The 21,616-nt window shown below is 34.2% G+C and carries 15 protein-coding genes; 4 read left to right on the plus strand and 11 right to left on the minus strand.

Annotated features, from left to right (window positions below):
- The first annotated feature begins 4 nt into the window (after positions 1–4).
- On the plus strand, positions 5–2,467 hold the full coding sequence (locus ACFO3N_RS11430) for an AAA family ATPase (RefSeq protein WP_379797828.1): 2,463 nt from the start codon (positions 5–7) through the stop codon (positions 2,465–2,467).
- A 57-nt stretch (positions 2,468–2,524) separates the two neighbouring features.
- Here the strand turns inward: ACFO3N_RS11430 and ACFO3N_RS11435 are convergent, their stop codons facing one another.
- The 9 genes from ACFO3N_RS11435 to ychF all read right to left on the minus strand — a co-directional run bounded on the left by ACFO3N_RS11435 (position 2,525) and on the right by ychF (position 14,331).
- On the minus strand, positions 2,525–5,242 hold the full coding sequence (locus ACFO3N_RS11435; protein ID WP_379797830.1) for a DNA gyrase/topoisomerase IV subunit A: 2,718 nt from the start codon (positions 5,240–5,242) through the stop codon (positions 2,525–2,527).
- A 23-nt stretch (positions 5,243–5,265) separates the two neighbouring features.
- Positions 5,266–6,369 (minus strand): PDDEXK nuclease domain-containing protein, encoded by a 1,104-nt coding sequence (locus ACFO3N_RS11440; RefSeq protein WP_379797832.1) that lies wholly within the window; start codon positions 6,367–6,369, stop codon positions 5,266–5,268.
- Between the two features lie 21 nt (positions 6,370–6,390).
- Positions 6,391–8,259, minus strand: a complete 1,869-nt coding sequence (locus tag ACFO3N_RS11445) for a DNA topoisomerase IV subunit B (protein WP_095931725.1) — start codon at positions 8,257–8,259, stop codon at positions 6,391–6,393.
- A gap of 162 nt (positions 8,260–8,421) precedes the next feature.
- Positions 8,422–9,597: a nicotinate phosphoribosyltransferase gene (gene pncB / locus ACFO3N_RS11450; protein WP_379797834.1), complete on the minus strand. Its 1,176-nt coding sequence runs from the start codon at positions 9,595–9,597 to the stop codon at positions 8,422–8,424.
- Between the two features lie 76 nt (positions 9,598–9,673).
- On the minus strand, positions 9,674–10,648 hold the full coding sequence (locus ACFO3N_RS11455; protein ID WP_379797836.1) for a transglutaminase domain-containing protein: 975 nt from the start codon (positions 10,646–10,648) through the stop codon (positions 9,674–9,676).
- Positions 10,649–11,173, minus strand: a complete 525-nt coding sequence (locus ACFO3N_RS11460; RefSeq protein WP_379797838.1) for an NADPH-dependent FMN reductase — start codon at positions 11,171–11,173, stop codon at positions 10,649–10,651.
- Between the two features lie 14 nt (positions 11,174–11,187).
- Positions 11,188–12,129, minus strand: a complete 942-nt coding sequence (locus ACFO3N_RS11465; protein ID WP_379797840.1) for a YihY/virulence factor BrkB family protein — start codon at positions 12,127–12,129, stop codon at positions 11,188–11,190.
- A gap of 91 nt (positions 12,130–12,220) precedes the next feature.
- On the minus strand, positions 12,221–12,898 hold the full coding sequence (locus tag ACFO3N_RS11470; RefSeq protein WP_379797842.1) for a TIGR02117 family protein: 678 nt from the start codon (positions 12,896–12,898) through the stop codon (positions 12,221–12,223).
- A 338-nt stretch (positions 12,899–13,236) separates the two neighbouring features.
- Positions 13,237–14,331: a redox-regulated ATPase YchF gene (ychF, locus tag ACFO3N_RS11475; protein ID WP_012024533.1), complete on the minus strand. Its 1,095-nt coding sequence runs from the start codon at positions 14,329–14,331 to the stop codon at positions 13,237–13,239.
- A 291-nt stretch (positions 14,332–14,622) separates the two neighbouring features.
- Here ychF and ACFO3N_RS11480 point away from each other — a divergent pair, with 291 nt between their 5' ends.
- Positions 14,623–17,256 (plus strand): TonB-dependent receptor, encoded by a 2,634-nt coding sequence (locus ACFO3N_RS11480; protein ID WP_379797845.1) that lies wholly within the window; start codon positions 14,623–14,625, stop codon positions 17,254–17,256.
- Positions 17,257–17,456: 200 nt separating this feature from the next.
- Here ACFO3N_RS11480 and ACFO3N_RS11485 read toward each other — a convergent pair whose 3' ends face one another.
- Both ACFO3N_RS11485 and ACFO3N_RS11490 read right to left on the minus strand, forming a co-directional pair.
- Complete coding sequence (locus ACFO3N_RS11485) at positions 17,457–18,611, minus strand: peptidase associated/transthyretin-like domain-containing protein (RefSeq protein WP_379797847.1); 1,155 nt, start codon at positions 18,609–18,611, stop codon at positions 17,457–17,459.
- Between the two features lie 176 nt (positions 18,612–18,787).
- On the minus strand, positions 18,788–19,138 hold the full coding sequence (locus ACFO3N_RS11490; protein WP_111366760.1) for a 4Fe-4S dicluster domain-containing protein: 351 nt from the start codon (positions 19,136–19,138) through the stop codon (positions 18,788–18,790).
- Between the two features lie 149 nt (positions 19,139–19,287).
- Between ACFO3N_RS11490 and ACFO3N_RS11495 the strand changes: the two genes are divergently transcribed.
- Positions 19,288–20,352, plus strand: coding sequence for an acyl-CoA reductase (locus ACFO3N_RS11495; RefSeq protein WP_379797849.1), 1,065 nt, complete (start codon positions 19,288–19,290; stop codon positions 20,350–20,352).
- Positions 20,353–20,445: 93 nt separating this feature from the next.
- Positions 20,446–21,516, plus strand: a complete 1,071-nt coding sequence (serC, locus tag ACFO3N_RS11500) for a 3-phosphoserine/phosphohydroxythreonine transaminase (RefSeq protein ID WP_095931736.1) — start codon at positions 20,446–20,448, stop codon at positions 21,514–21,516.
- Positions 21,517–21,616 lie beyond the last annotated feature (100 nt).

Below are 21,616 nucleotides of genomic sequence, written 5' to 3' on the forward strand. Positions count from 1 at the left end.
GGATATGGAAGAAGAAAAAAACATTTTCAGTACAGAGCTGTTAAGCGCATTAGAAATTGCTAAAAAGATTGCTAAAACCAATTCAAACAAGTATTACTCGGCTCCTCATTTGCTAAAAGCTATTTTAAATAGAGATTTATCGCTTTTAAAACGACTAGAAGCTATGGGTAAAGATGTCTATTATCTTGATGAATGGGCTGAAGTACGAATTGAAGAAGAACCTAAAACGACTAATGTTTTTGATGCTGAACCACACGATCTCATTGACGAAATTATAAAGGAATCTGAATCTGTTCGAATAGCATTAAATGAAGACGAAATTAGCCTTTATGCTGTTGTAATTGCCATCAGTTCGCCTGGTGTAGCTTTCAATTTTGACCAGATGAAATCATATCCTATTTCCAGAAATGAACTATTGGAGGATCAGATTGTTATTCCACAAAATAATAACGCGGTCAAACAAGAAGTTAAAAAAGGCTTTTTGGGCAAATACTGCATTCATAAAAATCTTGAAAAGAACAAGAAAAGAATACCTGCAATAGGCCGTGAAGCCGAATTAAATACTATTAAAGAAATTTTATGCCGTTTCTCTAAACCCAATGTATTGCTAATTGGTGATCGTGGCATTGGAAAAACCATTTTAATTGATGCTCTGGTCGAAAATGTCATTAATAATAAAATTCCAGACGTATTAGACAAAGTGCAGTTATTCGAACTGGATTTATCTTCTTTAATTGCTGGCGCTTCGTACAAAGGAGAAATTGAAGACCGTTTAAAAAACTGTATTCAGGAGTTAAAACAGTTTCCAAAAGCAATTTTAATTATAGAAGAGATACATACTCTTTTAGATAAAAATGGCGGAGATTCTGGAGTTTCGAATGTCTTAAAAGGCGAGTTGGCAAAAGGTTTAAACATTATTGCAACCTCGACAATTGATGAATTTACAAAAAGGATTGAAAAAGAGCAAGGGCTTTCGGGCATGTTTGAAATTGTGAAACTGGAAGAATCTGATGATGAAACCTTGTTTCGAATGATCCGCGAATCAATAAAAACATATCAGGAACATCATAAAATACAAATTGATGACGAAACGATTTCTGAATCTATTCGATTATCTAAAAGGTATTTAAAAGAAAAAAGTCTACCAGAATCAGCTATAAATCTGATTGACCATACAATGTCTGTTCTAAAAACTTCTGGTGAAACTTTTTTAAAAGAAAAAGTTGCGCTTGTTAGCAAACTGGAAGCTCTTAAACAAAATGAAAAGGGCTTATCTGAAGAACAATTAATTAAAGAATGCAATTGGTTTTTAACCGATTTAGCAAACAAAACTGCTTTTTTAATGCTTGCTGATGAGGAGAATAATCCTAAAATATTTGAATCTTCTGATGTTATCATCGCTCATATTGAAAACCTACTGCAAATAATCGAAAAGAGAGCTTTAGACAAACGTGTTCATATTGAGGCTTTTGATTTGTCTCTTATAATTGCACAAAAGACCGGAATTCCGGCAGGCAAGTTAAACGAAGAAGAAAAAAATAAACTTAACACAATTGAAGAGGTTTTAAGCAAGAGGGTGATCGGACAAGATCATTGCATTGCCACGGTTGCAGGTTCTATTTTAGAATCAAGATCAGGTTTAAGTAAGGCAGGTCAACCAATTGCATCTTTTTTCTTCTTAGGTCCAACAGGAACTGGAAAAACAGAATTAGCCAAAAGTTTAGCTGAATTTCTTTTTCAAGATGAAAATGCAATTATCAGATTTGACATGTCTGAATTTAAAGAGGAACATTCTGCAGCTCTTCTATACGGTGCGCCTCCAGGATATGTGGGTTATGAAGAAGGTGGTTTGCTAGTCAACAAAATTAGACAGAAGCCCTACTCTATTGTTTTATTTGATGAAATTGAAAAAGCGCATCCATCTGTTTTTGATGTCTTCTTGCAAGTTATGGACGAAGGTAAACTCCATGATCGTTTAGGAAAAGAAGGTGATTTTTCGAATGCTATTATCCTTTTCACATCCAATATTGGAGCAGATCACATTGTAGAAACCTTTAACAGCGGCGAAATTCCGAGTTCGACTTCTTTAATGGAAATTATGGCAAATTATTTCAGACCTGAGTTTTTAGGAAGATTAACTGAAATTATTCCGTTTGCTCCACTTAGTAAAGAAAATGCTCTTAAAATATTTGAAATACATCTTAAAAAAGAATTTACGGACTTATTGAAAAACATCAATGTCGAAGTCGAAATTCCGATTGAGACTAAAACTTATCTCGCCGAAAACGGATTTAATGCCAAATATGGAGCAAGACCAATTAAAAGCATTATTAGAAGCCACTTGAGAAGGCCTTTGGCAAAGAAGCTAATTTCTGGAGAAGTTAAAGATGGCGATATCGTTACGGTAATTATTGAGAATAACGAAGTCAAATGGATTAAAGAAGAAATTGTTCCTGTCGAAAATTAATCGAAGAATCCATCTATAAAAAAACGCTAAGAAATTAATCTTAGCGTTTTTTATTTTTTATTCTAAAACCAAGCCTATCTGGCCATCGTCATCTAATTCTGTTTCGACTGGATCGTCTTCTGAAATTTCTGGTCTTTCAGGAACTTCTTCAACAGGTTCTTCATAAGGAAGCGGATCTAATAAGTTTACCTGCTTTAGTTTATCTGTTGTCAACTGATTTCCTAATGCTTTGAAACCTTTTACGGCTATAAAGTCTTCCACATCAATATGTAAATCATCTTTTTGAACCCCTTTTACTTTGGCAAAAACCAATTGTGCAACCGGACGATAATCTGTAGAAACAATCTCTAACTGCGAATTCGGGTGATCGGTAATAAAGCTTTCTTCCTTACCTTCATTTTCTACAAGGAAACGTTTCAAGAAATAGCGCTCTTTTTCACCATCATAATAAATTGCAGAAATTGGTTTTTTAGGTTTCCATTTTTCCAGAACGATCATATCTTCATCAAAATGAGTCGATAATTCAGGAATAATAACCTTCAATTTACCCGATTGACTAATTACCAATATTTTATCACTTGGTTTAAATTCGCCTAATAATTCTCCTCTTGCATCAACATTTAAACGTTTTACTGTATCATCAAACCAAACTTTTCTTGGCAGTAAAGTCGAAATTCCTTTTTCTTTTAATTCGATTTTCTTAATTGGATATTTGGTAACCAAGTTTCCTTTAGAACCACGTCCTTTAATCGCTAAATTAGCAAAATCAATATCAAATTTCAATTTCTTAATCGTTCCAACCTGACGAAGCAAAATAGTCACAACCTCAGCTTCTCCATTTGGATTATGTGAAAAATAAACGACCTGAGAACCGTTTGTTCCATTAGTTAAATCGTAAGCTTTATCACGTGTTACACCTGTAACATTAAAACGTTTTATATAAGAAGGTCCCGATTTACCATCGCGGTACATCATATTATAAATGGTGCGTTTATCGTTTTTATCAAAAACTGCAGCGTGTATAATGTCTTTTCCGATAAATGTTTTGGCATCTACTTTTGTGATCATCAATGTTCCGTCTCTTAAAAACACGATAACATCATCAATATCAGAACAATCGCCTACATATTCGTCTTTCTTTAAACTTGTTCCAACAAACCCTTCTTCACGATTTACGTAAAGTTTTGTGTTTCTTAAAACCACTTTTGTAGCTTCAACGTTATCAAAAACACGAAGTTCTGTTTGGCGTTCACGGCCTTTTCCGTATTTCTCTTTTAATTTCGTAAAATAAGCAATGGCAAAATCTGTTAAATGTTCCAGATTATGCTCTACTTCTTTCATTTCGTCTTCCAACTTAGCAATTAAATCATCCGCTTTATCAGAGTCGAAACGCGTAATACGAATCATCGGGATTTGAGTCAGTCTTTGTAAATCGTCGTCATTTATTTCTCTAACGAATGATTTTTTGAAAGGCTCAAAACGATCGTATAAATATTTGTAAAGTGATTCTCTGTCTCCATACAATTTGAAGTCAATATACATTTCTTCACGAATGAAGATTTTCTCCAAAGTAGAAAAGTGCCACTTATTTTTTAATTCTTCTAACTGAATTTCTAATTCCTGACGAAGTAAATCGACTGTTCTTTCTGTTGAAATTTTCAACATTTGAGAAACACCGATAAACAACGGTTTATTATCTTCGATAACACATCCTAAAGGCGCTACAGATGTTTCACAAGCGGTAAAAGCAAATAAAGCATCAATAGTTTTATCTGGAGAAACGCCAGGGAAAAGATGAATTAAAATTTCAACATCGGCAGCGGTATTGTCTTCGATTTTCTTGATTTTGATTTTACCTTTTTCATTGGCTTTCAAAATACTATCAATTAAACTCGAGGTATTGGTCGAAAACGGAATCTGCGTAATCACCAATGTATTTTTGTCTAATTGCGAAATTTTAGCACGCACACGCACACGCCCGCCACGCATTCCGTCGTTGTAATTGGAAACGTCGGCAATACCTTGCGTCATAAAATCAGGATAAAGCGTAAACGGTTTTCCTTTTAAGATTTTTATTGAAGCATCAATTAACTCGTTGAAGTTATGCGGTAAAACTTTTGTTGATAAACCAACTGCAATACCTTCTGCCCCCTGCGCTAAAAGCAATGGGAATTTTACCGGAAGATTGTTGGGTTCTGCACGACGACCATCATACGAAACTCCCCAATCGGTAATTTTTGGAGAATATAAAACCTCCAAAGCAAATTTAGATAAACGTGCCTCAATATAACGCGAAGCTGCTGCTCCATCGCCCGTTAAAATATTACCCCAGTTTCCTTGACAGTCAATTAATAAATCTTTCTGACCAATTTGCACCATTGCATCACCAATACTTGCATCTCCGTGTGGGTGATACTGCATGGTGTGACCAACAACATTGGCAACTTTATTATAACGACCATCATCTAACTCTTTTAAAGAGTGCATAATACGACGCTGAACAGGTTTAAATCCGTCCTCGATAGCAGGAACTGCACGTTCCAAAATTACATACGAAGCGTAATCCAAGAACCAGTCTTTGTACATTCCGGTTACTTTCGTAATAACGTCTTCGCCTTCTTCTTCCTGATTTTCGTAAAAATGCTGCCCTTCAAAATGTCTAGCATCTACGTCGATAATCTCATCATCTCCATTTTGATTGTCATCAATTTGGTTTTCATCCTGATTATTCTCCTCGTCGTTTGGAATTATGTTATCGTCTTCTTCGTCTTTCATTTAATTATATTCTAATTATAATTCTATTTCTTTTCGAGTAGTTCTTTTAAAGCTTCAACACTTGGTAAAACGGTCTTATATTTACTTGCAAATATCTGCTCATTGTTTTCTGGCAAAGTATATTTTACCACTGCTTCGCTTTTAGTCTGGCAAAGCACAATTCCGATAGTTTTGTTTTCATCTTCCAATCGCATTTCTCTATCGTAATAATTGACATACATTTGCATCTGGCCTAAATCCTGATGTTTTAATTCGCCTATTTTTAAATCTATGAGAACAAAACATCGCAGTATTCTATTGTAAAAAACTAAATCAATTCTAAAATGTTTATCATCAAAAGTAATTCTTTCCTGTCTAGCTACAAAAGTGAAACCATGGCCTAATTCTAATAAGAAATGCTCCAGTTTACTAATGATTTCTTCTTCTAACTGCGATTCTGAATATTGATGTAATTCTGGTAATCCCAAAAATTCAAGAATATAAGGATCTTTAATAATATCTTTTGGTTTCTCGATAATCTGACCTTCCTCTGAAAGCTTTAAAATTCCTTCTTTATCTCTGCTTAAAGCCAATCTTGTGTAAAGTGCCGTATCATATTGACGTTTTAACTCCCGAACACTCCAATTATTTTTTTCAGATTCTATTTTATAAAAGCGTCTTTCTTTTTCATCTTCAATTCGCATTAAAAAGACATAATGGGTAAATGTCAATTTAAAAAATGAAGCCAAAGTTTGATAATCTACTTTATTAAATTCCGCAGACACTGTCTGCGTTTTTTCAGATTTGAATTCCGCGGTCAGCGACTGCGTTTTTTGAATTTGTAAAATCCGAGTCAGTGACTCGGAAATTGAGAAAGTCAAATAAAACTTTCTCATATTACTTAAATTATCAACTGAAAAACCTTTACCAAACTCTTTTGTCAACTGCTGAGAAAGAGTTTGTAAGAGCTGTTTCCCATATTTAGCCCTATCTTTTCCATTTTGCTCTTCTTCAACAATAATTCTTCCAATTTCAAAATAGGTAATTGTCATTGTTGAATTTACGGTACGCAAAACCTGTTGTCGGGCATTTTGCAGTAGCTCGGCAACTTGCTGGAAAATAACTTTATTTTGAAGACCGTCTGACACTATTTGTTATTCTAAAAATTCTTATACCTCCTCCAACTCATCAATCTCCACCTTCAAATTCTTGATGATAAACTCTTGTCTGTCTGGTGTATTTTTACCCATATAAAAAGACAATAATTGCTCAATCGAAGTGTGTTTATCCATCATAACCGGATCAAGGCGAATGGTGTCTCCAATGAAGTTTTTGAACTCATCTGGCGAAATCTCTCCCAAACCTTTAAATCGGGTGATTTCTGGTTTTGGTTTCAGTTTCTCAATGGCGTCTTTTCTTTCTTCTTCAGAGTAACAATAAATAGTTTCTTTTTTATTACGAACCCTAAAAAGAGGTGTTTGCAAAATATACAAATGCCCTTCTTTGATTAATTCTGGAAAAAATTGCAAAAAGAACGTAATCAAAAGCAAACGAATGTGCATTCCGTCGACATCGGCATCGGTTGCGATTACGATGTTGTTGTAACGTAACTTTTCTAATCCGTCCTCAATATCAAGCGCTGCTTGCAGTAAATTGAATTCTTCGTTTTCATACACAATCTTTTTCGTCATTCCGTATGAATTCAAAGGCTTACCACGCAAACTGAAAACCGCTTGTGTATTAACGTCACGCGACTTTGTAATCGATCCAGAAGCCGAATCTCCCTCGGTAATAAAAAGTGTGCTTTCTAAGTTTCTTGGGTTTTTGGTATCTGGAAGATGCGCACGACAATCTCTTAATTTTTTATTGTGAAGATTTGCCTTTTTAGCACGATCTGTCGCCAGTTTTCTAATTCCAGATAATTCTTTACGCTCACGTTCTGCCTGCAGAATTTTTCGCAACAAAGCTTCGGCAGTTGTTGGATTTTTATGAAGGTAATTATCCAGTTTGGTTTTGATGAAATCGTTAACGAAAGTACGAACAGAAACTGCTGGAGTTCCATCATCAGAACCCATATCTGTAGAACCTAATTTTGTTTTGGTCTGAGACTCAAAAACTGGTTCCATCACTTTAATACTAATCGCACTTACAATAGATTTACGAACATCTGATGCTTCGAAATTCTTATTGTAAAACTCACGAATTGTTTTTACAACCGCTTCACGGTAAGCCGCTAAGTGCGTTCCTCCTTGTGTTGTGTTCTGACCGTTTACAAAAGAGTGATATTCTTCGCTGTATTGCGTTTTACTGTGTGTAAGCGCAACCTCGATATCATGCTCTTTTAAATGAATAATTGGGTATTCCAAATCGTCTTCATTGATCGTTTCTTCTAATAAATCACGAAGTCCGTTCTCTGAATAGTATTTTTCTCCGTTGAAAATAATAGTCAAACCATTGTTCAAATAACAATAGTTTTTAACCATTTTGATTACATATTCTAAACGGAATTTATAGTTTTTGAAAATCGTTTCGTCTGGAGTAAAAATTACTTTTGTTCCTTTACGTTTTGTTGTATCGATAACGTCTTCTTCTAGAACCAAATTTCCAGCAGAGAATTCAGCTGCTTTTTGTTTGTCATCACGAACCGATTCTACACGGAAATAATTAGACAAAGCATTTACTGCCTTTGTTCCGACACCATTCAAACCAACCGATTTCTGGAAAGCTTTAGAATCGTACTTTCCACCAGTATTCATTTTCGACACTACATCGACTACTTTACCCAATGGAATTCCACGTCCGTAATCACGAACAGAAACTGTTTTGTCTTTAATACTTACCTCGATAGTTTTTCCGGCACCCATAACGAACTCATCGATACAGTTGTCTAAAACCTCTTTTAAAAGAATATAAATACCATCATCTGGTGATGATCCGTCCCCTAATTTCCCGATGTACATACCAGGACGCATACGAATATGTTCCTTCCAATCGAGTGAACGAATATTATCTTCGTTGTATTGATTTTGCTCTAGCATAAATGAATTTAGGATTTTTGGCTAATGTACCATTTATCGGTAAAAAATAAAAGCGTATTTCTTTTTTGTTATGAATAATAACAGTTTAAATTCTATTTCAATTGATTTTAAAATAAAACAAACACTAAAATTATAAAAAACTGCTTTTTCAGCAAAAAAATACTATTTGATTCCCAGTACTTGTTTTGCCAGCGCAATCATTTCGGGCGTTCCTGTGTTTTTGTTTTTTTCGTCAGAAAGTTTAACAACTCCCTGCCAATGTATGTTGTCAGGTTTTGTATCGGTCAATTTTATAACCATATTCATGGCTGGTAGACCAACATCGTTGGTGAAATTTGTCCCGATTCCAAATGACATTTTTATTTTGTCCTGACAGAAATCTACAATCTTTTTTACTTTATCGTAATTTAAAGAATCTGAAAAAACAATAACTTTTGATTTTGGATCAATTCCCATTTTGGTATAATGAGCAATTACTTTTTGGGCAAACTCAATTGGATCACCGCTGTCATGTCGAACCCCATCAAAAAGCTTAGAATATTTTTTATCGAATTGGTTGAAAAATATTTCTGTAGTATAAGTATCCGTTAAAGCGATTCCGAGATCACCGCCATAAACTTTTGTCCAGTTTTCGAGACTTATAAAATTCGCGACCTGAAAACCATATTGCGCGGCATGAAACATAAACCATTCGTGCGCATGTGTTCCTAAAGGACGCTTATTATTGACCATTGCAAAATGCACATTGCTTGTTCCAATAAAACTTTGCCCACCATAATTGCTCAACGTTTTATTTACTAAGTCGTGAACTTCATAAGAATGGCGCCGTCTGGTTCCAAATTCTAAAACTGAAACTCCTAATTTATTATAGTTTTCAATTTTTTCTTTCGTAAGATTCTTTATGGCTTCATCATTTAAGCGAATCAGATGGCTCGCTTTATAAAACAATTCTGAAATCAATGCCATTAGCGGCACTTCCCACAAAATTGTTCTATACCAAAATCCTTCTACGGTAACACTGATTTCTGAACCTTCTTGACTGATTTGCACCTCAGAAGGATCAAAACTATATCCTTGCAAAAAATCTAAATAAGTAGGATCTAAATAAGGGCAATAATGAGCCAGATAATTTTTTTCTTCTTTTGTTAAACGAAGATCCGACATTGAATCTACAGAAACGCGAAGTAAATCTGCAAAACCTTCTGGAAAAATATGTTTACCACGATTTATAAATCCGTAACGGACTTTTGCCTTTGGAAAAAGCTTTATTACAGCATGCTGCATTGTAAATTTGTAGAAATCATTATCTAAAATTGATTTCAAAAAAGTTGTTTCCATAGCATCAAATTCTTTTCATTTCCCGCTAAGATACGGCAATTTCAGAAAAGATAAAATATTGATGAACTCTTATTTTCTAGACAATTTTAAAAGACACAATACTATCGGTGTCAACAAAAATCGTGATATAATTACCAACATTGCTATCAATAAGAATTTGAAACTCTAGACTTCCTCTTTTTTCCTTTGGATTTTGAACTTTAACTGGTTGATTCTTTTTATTTAAATAAAAAACCTGATTGGATTTGGAAACATTTTTAATTTCGACAGTTATTTTATCTCCATTTTTTACTTCCATTATTCCGGAACTTGGAGTTTTGATTTTATAATCGTTTTCGATCGTTTTATTATAAATCAAAGGGCCGTTTAAGAAATCATCTTTGTTTAATCGATCTCCTAAAAACGATCCAGAATCTGGAAAATGTTTGGCAAAAAAGTAGTCAGGATCGGTATCAAAATAAATCGGATTAAAGTCATTAACCATTCTTCCTTTATTACTATCATAATAGCCTTGACCCCAAGTAACATCGATCAAGCGCCATTTTTTGTTAATCAAAACCATATTCCAAGCATGGTTTGACGAAGTATTTTTTCTTCCAATGTCAGCCAGTCTTGTTTTAGAATCTCCTTTAACAATTTCGCATTTCAAGCCAACTTGTTCAGCCAAATTCTGATACAAAGCAGTAAAGCCTTCACAAACCGCTTTTTTAGAGTTAAAAGTCTTTTGAATCAGGTTATCATTCAATTGTTTTATTTTTCGCTGTTTTTCGGCTTCTGTAGAATAACTGAAACCCTGCACTCTTGGCGGATTCAAATAGGCGTTGTAATCATATCTTATATTAAAAGCAATCCAGCTATAAATAGCGCGTGCACGCTCAGCATCCGAATCAAAATCTTTCTCGATTCTGTCGGCTAACTTTTCGGTGCTGTCAAAATTTTTTGGATATTTTGCAACTATTTTATCGACTTCGCTAATCTTTTGAGCGAAAATGAAATTGATAGAAAAAATATTTAATAAAAGGAAAATAAGGGCAATCTTTTTTTGTGGCATTTAAAAATTTGATTTAATAATGTTTTTCAGTTCATTATCTAACTCAACGTTAGAAATTTTATTTTCCTGTAAATCAAAATTCGAGCCAAATGCTGGCAATGAGAAACTTCCCTTAATTTCTGCGCCATAACGCGGGAAAAGATTCTGGGCAATTCCTAAAACAGATGCGCCTCCTCTTCCGCCTGGAGAAGTTGCTAATAATAACATTGGTTTATGTTGAAAAACATCTTTTTCAATTCTAGAACTCCAATCGAAAACATTTTTAAAAGCAACAGAATAGTTTCCGTTATTTTCTGCCATTGAAACAACCAGAATATCAGCTTCTTTAAGCTTATTTAAAAATGCTTGCGCCACTTCATGCTGACCAATTTCTTTTTCAAGATCTACACTAAATACAGGCATTGCAAAATCGTTAAGATCTAAAACTTCAACTTCTGAATTTTCAAACAAACTTGACGCATAAGTTGCTAGATGCTTATTGATTGACTGTTTGCTGTTACTTCCTCCAAAGGCTATAATTTTCATGGTTTCTTGTTTAGTTATTTTTCTTCAATTAGTTCTTTTTTTGGTTCGTCGATTTCATAAATCTCCTTTGCAATTTCTACAGAATATTCGTTAGGATAGATTTTTCCTCCGTAAGACTTTGCATAGACCTTAGTAAATTCTGCTCCAAAATACAGAATTATTGCCGAATAATAAACCCAAACCAGAATAATAATCACAGAACCCGCTGCACCATATACAGAAGCTACTGTCGAACTACCTAAATAAAATCCAATGGCAAATTTACCAATCATAAAAAGTATTGCCGTAACTCCTGATCCTATAAAAGCATCTTTCCATTTTATTTTTCCGTCTGGTAATGTTCTAAAAATTATAGCAAAGAGAAGTGTAATACTGGCTAAAACAATGACCACGTTTACAATGTAAAATAGGTAGACGGTACTTTCTGGAAAATAGACTTTTAAACGTGCACTAAGTAAATCTAAGGTTGTACTTATAAAAAGACTGACTAGCATTAAAAACCCAACTGAAGCAATCATAGAGAATGACATTAATCGATTTTGAATAAATTTCTTAATGCCTTTATCTGGTTTTGCACGAAGTCCCCAAATAAAATTAATAGAACTTTGTATTTCGGCAAAAACTCCCGAGGCTCCAATTAATAGCATTACGATTCCAAAAACGGTTGCAAAAACATTATCGCCAGATAATTGCACATTTTTAATAGCTTCCTGAATTTGAGTAGCAGCGCCATTACCTACCAAACCATTAATTTGTCCGTACAATTCTCCAGTCACCGCTTCTTCTCCAAAAAAGAAACCGCAAATTGTGATAATAATAATTAATAAAGGTGGTAACGCAAATATGGTATAATACGCCAATGCAGCGCTTAACTTAATGGCGTTATCATCGTTAAATTCTAAAAAGGTATTCTTTAAGAGAAACCAAGTTTTGGAGAATATATTTTTGATTTTCATGTGCTGCTTATTTGATATTCTCTCAAATTTACGCAATAATGAAAACTCTTGAATTCTTGCTTTTTAATGGAATTTTACATTTTTTCCATGTTTATTTATAATGACAAAAAATCCCCTTATCATAAACCGTCCACAAACTTGCTTTTTGATTGGCTGCTTTTAAAGCATTATTTGCCCAAGTGTTACAAGTATAGAAAAGGCTATAACTTCCTTTAGCTTCATAAAAAGCATCTTTTTTACCATAACTGTGGCCTTCAATCCATTGTGGACGAACTGGATCGCTGAAACTATCTGAAATATAAGTGACTAACTTTTGATAATCTTCTTTTGAAACCAAAATACGCTTGCAGTCGTCTCCTTCTCTTAATTGTTTAAAAAATGTAGCATGCACCGCAGATGAACTGATTCCGAAAGCGGCTTTGAAGGCTGTACTGGCTTTTAAATCTGACCATTCTGGCGTTTCGAGATAAAATCCTTTATCGCCCCAGCCAAAAGCAATATAATTCATTAACGAATCTTTTGATTGAGTTTGACTGAATTGAATTTCGTTTCGCCAATCTTTAACTTCGTTTTTAATTGGAACTACAATATCCGTATGCACTCCGTTTGAAAGAATGTAAATCGGAATAGCATTTTGTTCTTCGACTTTTGCTATATCGGAGTTGACTGTAATTTTAGAAATAATTAAAACAGAAGTAATGTACAGAGCAAGAAAACTGAAAATTCCGAAAAGTGTCCAGCCTAGAATTTTAAAAGATTTTTTTAGCATTTTTATTGGTTGATTTTAGATTAGTAATTGGTTAACTTTTCTCTAACCAATTTTTAAGCCAAAAATTTTGTTTCCTGAAAATGGTACGCAGATTTTACTGATTCGCTTTCGCGAAAGCACAGATTTAAACGGATTTTTTATTCTTATTTTTGTCATCCTGAGCGTAATCGAAGGACACACAAGAAGCTCCGAAAAGTATCAGACAATCTTTGCGTGGGCTTCGACTTCGCTCAGCCTGACAAAACAGAACTTTGATTTTTGGGTATAAAAAAACTGCTGAATCTCTCCAGCAGTTTTAGTCTATTCTCTTTGTTCTTTCTTCTTTTCTCTAAAAAAGATTAAACGTTAAAACGGAAATGCATTACATCACCATCTTTTACAATATATTCTTTTCCTTCAACTCTGAATTTTCCAGCTTCTTTTGCTTTTGCTTCAGAACCGTATTGAACGTAATCATCATATGAAATTACCTCTGCACGAATGAAACCTTTTTCGAAATCAGTATGAATAACTCCCGCTGCTTGTGGTGCAGTTGCTCCAATATTGATTGTCCAAGCACGAACTTCTTTTACACCAGCTGTGAAGTACGTTTGCTGTTTTAACAATTTATAAGCTGCACGAATTAAAACTGAAGCTCCTGGCTCTTCTAATCCCATATCTTCAAGGAAAACCTGACGCTCTTCGTAGCTTTCTAATTCTGTAATATCTGCCTCCGCTCCTACTGAAAGAACAATAACTTCAGCTTCTTCGTCTTTTACTAATTCGCGAACTTGATCTACATATTTGTTTCCGTTTACTGCAGAACTTTCGTCTACATTACAAACATATAAAACTGGTTTAGCTGTAATTAACTGGAAAGCTTCCATTAAAACTTCTTCATCATTATTTTGAGGTACAATTGTTCTAGCAGATTTTGCTTGTAACAAAGCCTCTCTAATTCTATTTAGTAAAGCCTCTTCAGCTTGAGCTTCTTTATTTCCTGTTTTTGCAGCACGTTTCACTTTTTCTAAACGTTTTTCAACAGTTTCTAAATCTTTTAGCTGCAATTCGATATCGATAGTTTCTTTATCACGAATTGGATTTACGTTTCCATCAACGTGTACAATATTATCATTATCAAAACAACGTAAAACGTGAATAATAGCATTACACTCTCTAATGTTTCCTAAAAACTGGTTTCCAAGACCTTCCCCTTTACTTGCTCCTTTTACCAAACCTGCAATATCTACGATATCTACAGTTGCCATTTGAACGCGCTCTGGTTTTACCAATTCCTCCAATTTGTTGATTCTTGGATCTGGAACGTTTACAACACCAATATTTGGCTCGATTGTACAAAACGGAAAGTTAGCACTCTGCGCTTTTGCATTAGATAAACAATTAAATAATGTTGATTTTCCAACATTTGGCAATCCTACAATTCCTGCTTTCATCTGTTTGTTTCTATTTATTTATTCGACCCTTTAAAAGGTCTGCAACATTAAACCCTGTTATTTAATGTATTATGATTTACATGTTTTTCTTTATTTCTGCCAAAATGATATTTTTTGGCTTTAAAATTTTGCAAATATAAGATTTAATAGCTCTTGCACGAAGTAAAAATGTTCAATAATATAATTTTAGCCCTAATCTTAAAAATTTTTAAACACTTTACTAATTTTTTGTTAAAAAAAAGTACTTTTATAAAACTAATCAACAAAAAACAAACCAAAAAACCAAATGCCATGAAAAAGATTGCATTATTACTATTTCTGCTGAATTCAGCGTTTCTTTTTGCACAAAAAGAAGTCTCGGGTATTGTAAAAGACAAATCCGGTGCACCGCTTCCTGGTGTAAATATTGTCGAAAAAGGAACTTCAAATGGTGTTTCTACCGATTTTGAAGGTAGCTATAAAATAAAAGTAAAAGAAGGCGCTACTTTAATTTTCAGTTATGTAGGATTCGCAACAGTCGAAAAAGTAGCTTCTGTCGACAAAATCAATGTAGTTTTAGGCGAAAGTGAAGGTCAAGTTTTAAGTGACGTTGTTGTTACAGGATCCAGAAGCACGAAGAGAACTGTTGTAAATTCTGCTGTTCCCATTGACGTTATTAGTGTAAAAGATGTTACGACACAAAGTGGTAAAATTGAAATTAATCAATTACTTCAATATGTAGCTCCGTCTTTTAATGCCAACAAACAATCGGGGTCTGATGGTGCCGATCACGTAGATCCCGCTTCATTAAGAGGTATGGGACCAGACCAGACTTTGGTTTTAATAAACGGAAAAAGAAGGCATCAATCGTCTTTAATTAACTTATTTGGAACAAGAGGTCGTGGAAACACAGGAACAGATTTGAATGCAATTCCGGCTGCTTCTATTAAAAGGATCGAGATTTTACGCGACGGGGCTTCGGCGCAATATGGTTCTGATGCCATTGCGGGAGTAATCAATATCATTACAAACGATAATGTAAACGAATTAACGGGATCTGTAACTTACGGTGCTTTCAACACAAAGGCGAAAGGCGATTTTCTTCCTGGAACACCAAATACAAAAGGTTTTAGACTAGATAAAGATGGAAACGGAAATTCATACGGAAAAGATCAGGATTTTGACGGTGGTTCTGTGAGAGTTGCTGCTAATTACGGAGTTGCTTTAGGAACTAAAGGCGGTTATGCAAACTTTACAGGTGAGTTTTTGAACAAAAATAAAACCTTAAGACCTGCTTATGATTTTAGAAAAGGTTTTGGAGATGCAAGTATGCACGGAGTAAATTTATTCGCCAATCTTTCTATTCCGATTGCAGACAAAACAGAGTTTTACGCTTTTGGAGGAAGTAATTTCAGAGACACAGATGCTTATGCTTTTACCAGAAACGATGGAGAAAGAGTGGTAGAATCAGTTTATCCTGGAGGCTACACGCCAAGAATTACATCAAAAATTAATGATAATTCTGTGGCTGCCGGAATCAAAACAGAATCTACGGGAGGATGGAAATTTGATTTGAGTAATACTTTTGGAAAAAATAAATTTCAATACGATATTAAAGGAACAATAAATGCTTCCCTAGAAGAAAAATCTCCTCATGAGTTTGATGCTGGAGGCCATAGTTTGCTTCAAAACACCACTAATTTTGATATTTCTAAAAGCTATGATAGTGTCCTTGAAGGCTTTAATATTGCTTTCGGAACCGAATTTAGAGTAGAAAAATTTGAAATCTTTGCTGGCGAAGAAGGATCATATACTACTTACGACACCAATGGCCAACCTATTACTGATCCGACCACCCAGAGTGCACCAATTGATCCTATTTCAGGAAATCCTAGACCTGGAAGCTCGCAAGGTTTTCCTGGCTACAGCCCTGCAAATGAAGTAAATGAAAGCCGTACCAATTTCTCATTATATGCTGATGGCGAATTGGATATAACTAAAGATTTAATGGTAAATGCAGCCGTTCGTTTTGAAAACTACAGTGATTTTGGAAGTACAGTAAATGGAAAATTAGCCTCTAGATTAAAACTCGGCGAACACTTTAATTTAAGAGGTTCTGCAAGCACAGGTTTCCGTGCTCCATCATTAGCACAGATTTATTATAATTTACGTTTCACCAACTTTAATGCAAGCGGTGCAACTGAAGTTTTATTGGCGCCAAATGACAGCGAAATTACAAGAGCTTTTGGAATTGGTAAATTAAATGAAGAAAAAGCAGTAAATGCGTCTTTAGGTTTTACAGCATCTTTTGGAGATTTCACTGCAACAATCGACGGTTACTATATTCAGGTAAAAGATCGTATTGTACTTACTGGATATTTTGATGCAAGTGCTTTAAACCTTGGTGTTTCGGAAGCACAATTCTTTGCCAATGGTGTAGACACGAGCACCCACGGTCTTGATGTGGTTTTCTCTTGGAAAAAAGGATTCGATTTTGGTCAGCTTAGTGCCACTTTGGTTGGAAACATCAACGATATGAAAATTGACAAAGTCAAAAACGGCACTCTTGATGAAGCAACTTTCTTCGGAAAACGTGAAAAAGCCTTTTTATTAGCTTCTGCTCCAGACAACAAATTCAGTTTAAACTTAAACTATGCTAAAAACAAATTTGACGCCGGACTAGCTTTTACTCGTTTCAGCAAAGTTGTTTTGGTAGATTACGCAGACGAAGATGATGTTTACAACCCGAGAGTGGTAACCGATTTAACTGTTGGATATCAGTTTACTAAAAGTCTAAAACTAACTATCGGAAGCAACAACTTATTCAACGTATATCCGTCCAAACAAGATGAGCAAGGAAACACAGAAGCTGGAGGATATTGGGATGCTGTACAAATGGGATTCAGTGGTGCTTATTACTATGCAAGACTTGGATTTACTTTTTAATAATTAACAAGTGGCTTCAACTCCGCTCAGCCTGACAATTAAATGAGTTATTTTTTGTCTTCCTGAGCGAAGTCGAAGGACACACAAGAAACTCCACAAAGTACATCTCAAGTCATATTGGGCTTCGACTTCACTCAGCCTGAAATAAAACAAAAAATCCTGAGTATAACGCTCAGGATTTTTCTTTTCTATTTATTTAATTACAATTTAAACTCTAATGATGCAATAATAGCTTTTTCTTGCTCTGTTGCTGTAAATCCCGAAATATCCCAATAATTGGTCAGGATTTTGTTTTTCTTATTAAAAAGCGATTTTTCTTTAAAAACATCACTTTCACTATAAGTGAAATTCTGTTTATTGAAACCTGTTGTCACAAAACTATTTCGTACTTGAACATTTTTTGTTTTATCTTTCAAAACAACATTATAGCCAATTTCTTCATTCGAACTCAATAAATAATAATCCGTTCCGTCCCATCTATAATTTACTTTGACAAACGATTTTGTAATATTCTTTTCGCCTTCTTTGGTCTTCTCTTCCACTTTATCCAATGTTGCTGGCGTAACTGAAATTGTAAATTCTATTATAATTTTTTTCTCAGGATCGTAAATAATTTCAAAATTATCAATTGCTTCTTTTGCTTTATCTAGCGGAACAATTGACATTATATAATAATCTTTATTTTTTGAATGTCCTTTTGTTGTAAAATCATATTCCTTTTTCGCTTTGGCATCCAACAGCGGATCTAAATACTTAAAGTTAGAGTAATTTTCCATGATATCATTCAAGTCATATCCTTTCAAATCAGCACTAACATCTGTGTCTATCAACCCATAAGAACGATTTTGTTCTACTAATAACGTAGTTGTATTGTTTTTATTGAATTGAAAGTTAACTAATCCATCATTATAATAAGAATATTGATTGTCAAGCATGAAAAATTCACGAACATATACTTTTAATCGATGTGCAACGCTTATTTTTTGTTTCGAATTTGAAACTACTTTCTGAAGCATTTTTTGGGGATTTTCCTTTGAGACTACAACTTCGTCTAAGTTTTCTTTTTTATTTTTAAGATAAACTACAAATCCGCTTTCTTTTAAAGCGGCCCAACGAACAGTCAGATTTTCATAATTCATTTCTGAAACCTGTATGTTTGATCCTCCGCTCAAAACAAAAGTTATTTTACCATCTGCATTAGTCATTAAAACCTGTTTCGTTTTTAAGACCATTACAGTAGCATTCTCAATAGGCTGTAGGGTTTCAATGTCTTTTACATAAATAGAATATTCATCATTTTGTGCAAAAACATTCAAATTAAATAATACGACAAATAAAAGTAGCAGTTGCTTCATAGGCGTTGTTATATTTTCAACTAAATTATTGTTTTTTTAACAATAAAGCAACCCCAGAAAAAATAAAACATTAATTACCAACAAACTAACTTTTAAAAATACCTGATATCAGGGGGCAAAAAAAATCCTGAGTTTTACAAATCAGGATCCTATTTTATTTAGATATTCAGAAATAATTATTCGTTATGCAAAAACGCTTGTCTTTCTAACAAAGTTTCTTCGTCTTCCACATGATTATCATCTGGTACACAACAGTCAACAGGACAAACAGCAGCACACTGCGGCTCATCATGGAAACCTTTACATTCTGTACATTTTCCTGGTACTATATAGTAGATTTCGTCAGAAATTGGAGTTTGAGCGTCATCTGCGTCAACTTCAGTTCCGTCAGGTAATACAATTTTTCCAGAAAGACTTGTTCCGTCTTTATATCTCCAATCATCTGCTCCTTCATATATTGCTGTATTAGGGCACTCTGGTTCGCAAGCCCCACAATTGATGCATTCGTCAGTTATAATAATTGCCATCGTTTATTAGTCTTAAGGTTAAAAGTCTTAAAGTTCTAAAGTCAAAATAAAGGCAAGCATAGCTTTTGACTTTATGACTTTTGACTTTCGACTTAATTATGCTTATTTTTGTGCAAAATTACAATCAAAACAATTCATAAACAAACATTATGACATTAGAAACAAAAAAAAGTGTTTTTGTTGAATTAGGAAAATTTTTAAGTCAGTTTTCTGAAGGTGCTTCTGCGCAAAAATCCGATGTCTTATATAATGATATCTTTTTTGATGATTTCAATAATCTGATTCATTTATCGCAATCTCATAATGGATGGTATACCCCTGAACAGGTTTATTTTTCTATACAATCGTGGGCTGAAGCTTTAACCACTGAAAATATTGACAAATGGCTTTCGGCTTACAAAATGGATCAGAAAAGCGATGTAAAAACTGTTGCTTTGATTTTAGCTGGAAATATTCCGCTAGTAGGCTTTCATGATTTTTTATCTGTTTTAATTACAGGAAACAAAGCTTTAATCAAAACATCGTCAAACGATCAGCATTTATTGCCATTTTTGGCTAAATATTTAATTGCTGTTGATGAAAATCTGAAAGACAGAATCACTTTCGTGGAAGGAAAACTAGAAAATTTTGATGCTGTAATTGCCACTGGAAGCAATAATACTGCTCGTTATTTTGAATATTATTTTAAAGATAAGCCTTCGATTATTCGTAAAAACAGAAATTCGGCCGCTATTTTAACCGGAAAAGAAACCACTGAAGAATTGGAAGCGCTTGGTGAAGATATTTTTAGATATTTTGGTTTAGGATGCAGAAATGTTTCCAAACTTTTTATTCCGAAAGACTATTCTTTTGATACTTTTTTTCAAGCAATGTTCAAATACCAAGACGTTATCCATTACGAAAAATACGCTAATAATTATGACTATAATAAAGCGGTATTTTTAATGAGTAATTTCAAATTATTGGACAACGGATTCTTGACTTTAAAGGAAGACTCAAGTTACGCCTCTCCCATTTCGAGTATTTTTTATGAATATTATGAAAGTGTAGAAGAACTTAAAAAACGCCTTCAGGACGACACAGACCAAATTCAATGCATAGTTAGCAATAATCTAACTGCAGATAGTATAGCATTTGGAGAAACCCAAAAACCGCAATTGTGGGATTACGCAGATAATGTCGATACTATAACGTTTTTGTTAACAACAAAGTAATAAATTGTTTAATTATTTCGAATATTTTAACGCTTTTTCGGCTCTTATTACCGAAATTTGCGTCTTTAAAATTTTCGACTATTAACAACAACCATGAAAAAACACAACTACAGCGCAGGACCAAGTATTTTACCTCAGGAAGTTTTTGAGAAGGCATCAAAAGCAATTTTAAATTTTAATGATTCAGGGTTATCGATCCTTGAAATCTCGCATCGAAGCAAAGATTTCGTTGCAGTTATGGAGGAAGCTCGTTCCCTTGCTTTAGAATTATTAGGACTTCAAGGAAAAGGTTATCAGGCTTTATTTTTACAAGGCGGTGCAAGTACAGCATTCTTAATGGCACCCTATAACTTAATGAAAGAAAACGGAAAAGCTGCTTATTTAGATTCAGGAACGTGGGCAACTGCGGCGATCAAAGAAGCTAAACTTTTCGGTGAGACTGTTGTCGTAGCTTCTTCAAAAGAAGACAATTATACTTATGTTCCTAAAGGTTACGAAATTCCAGCCGATGCTGATTATTTCCACTGCACAAGTAACAATACCATCTTTGGAACTCAAATGAAAGAATTCCCAGCAACAAATGTTCCTGTTGTTTGTGATATGAGTTCTGATATTTTTTCACGTGAATTAGATTTCTCTAAATTTGATTTAATCTACGCTGGTGCTCAAAAAAATATGGGACCTGCAGGAACTACTTTAGTAGTCGTTAAAGAAGAAATCTTAGGCAAAAACGGAAAAACTATTCCAAGTATGCTAGATTATGCTAAACACATTAAAGGAGAAAGTATGTACAATACTCCACCTGTATTTGCTGTTTACGTTTCTCTTTTAACTTTACAATGGATTAAAGAAAAAGGCGGAATTGCTGCTGTTGAAAAATTAAACAACGCAAAGGCAGAATTACTTTATGCTGAAATCGACAGAAACCCATTGTTTAAAGGTGCTGCTGCGGTAGAAGATCGTTCTAACATGAACGTAACTTTCTTATTGAACAATCCTGAACACACTGAAACTTTTGATGCTTTATGGAAAGCGGCAAATATTTCTGGATTGCCAGGACACCGTTCTGTAGGTGGTTACAGAGCTTCTATTTACAACGCTATGCCTATCGAAAGTGTTCAGGTTTTAGTAGATGTAATGAAAGCACTTGAATCTAAAGTTTAGTTCTCAGTCTCAGTCTCAGTCTCAGTCACAGTTTACAAAAAAGAAAAATCAAATAGCTGGTTTATCGATTAAACAATTAAACGATTAACCAAATAAACAA

It is taken from the genome of Flavobacterium chungangensis (genome assembly GCF_042654045.1).
Classification (GTDB): domain Bacteria; phylum Bacteroidota; class Bacteroidia; order Flavobacteriales; family Flavobacteriaceae; genus Flavobacterium; species Flavobacterium chungangensis.

What these genes read in the sequence shown, in the direction of transcription:
- serC (WP_095931736.1), top strand. Translation starts at nt 20,446, where the DNA reads ATGAAAAAACACAACTACAGCGCAGGACCAAGTATTTTACCTCAGGAA.
- ACFO3N_RS11455 (WP_379797836.1), bottom strand. Translation starts at nt 10,648, where the DNA reads ATGCCACAAAAAAAGATTGCCCTTATTTTCCTTTTATTAAATATTTTT.
- ACFO3N_RS11490 (WP_111366760.1), bottom strand. Translation starts at nt 19,138, where the DNA reads ATGGCAATTATTATAACTGACGAATGCATCAATTGTGGGGCTTGCGAA.
- ACFO3N_RS11460 (WP_379797838.1), bottom strand. Translation starts at nt 11,173, where the DNA reads ATGAAAATTATAGCCTTTGGAGGAAGTAACAGCAAACAGTCAATCAAT.
- ACFO3N_RS11495 (WP_379797849.1), top strand. Translation starts at nt 19,288, where the DNA reads ATGACATTAGAAACAAAAAAAAGTGTTTTTGTTGAATTAGGAAAATTT.
- ACFO3N_RS11465 (WP_379797840.1), bottom strand. Translation starts at nt 12,129, where the DNA reads ATGAAAATCAAAAATATATTCTCCAAAACTTGGTTTCTCTTAAAGAAT.
- ACFO3N_RS11435 (WP_379797830.1), bottom strand. Translation starts at nt 5,242, where the DNA reads ATGAAAGACGAAGAAGACGATAACATAATTCCAAACGACGAGGAGAAT.
- ychF (WP_012024533.1), bottom strand. Translation starts at nt 14,331, where the DNA reads ATGAAAGCAGGAATTGTAGGATTGCCAAATGTTGGAAAATCAACATTA.
- ACFO3N_RS11485 (WP_379797847.1), bottom strand. Translation starts at nt 18,611, where the DNA reads ATGAAGCAACTGCTACTTTTATTTGTCGTATTATTTAATTTGAATGTT.
- ACFO3N_RS11470 (WP_379797842.1), bottom strand. Translation starts at nt 12,898, where the DNA reads ATGCTAAAAAAATCTTTTAAAATTCTAGGCTGGACACTTTTCGGAATT.
- ACFO3N_RS11430 (WP_379797828.1), top strand. Translation starts at nt 5, where the DNA reads ATGGAAGAAGAAAAAAACATTTTCAGTACAGAGCTGTTAAGCGCATTA.
- ACFO3N_RS11480 (WP_379797845.1), top strand. Translation starts at nt 14,623, where the DNA reads ATGAAAAAGATTGCATTATTACTATTTCTGCTGAATTCAGCGTTTCTT.
- pncB (WP_379797834.1), bottom strand. Translation starts at nt 9,597, where the DNA reads ATGGAAACAACTTTTTTGAAATCAATTTTAGATAATGATTTCTACAAA.
- ACFO3N_RS11445 (WP_095931725.1), bottom strand. Translation starts at nt 8,259, where the DNA reads ATGCTAGAGCAAAATCAATACAACGAAGATAATATTCGTTCACTCGAT.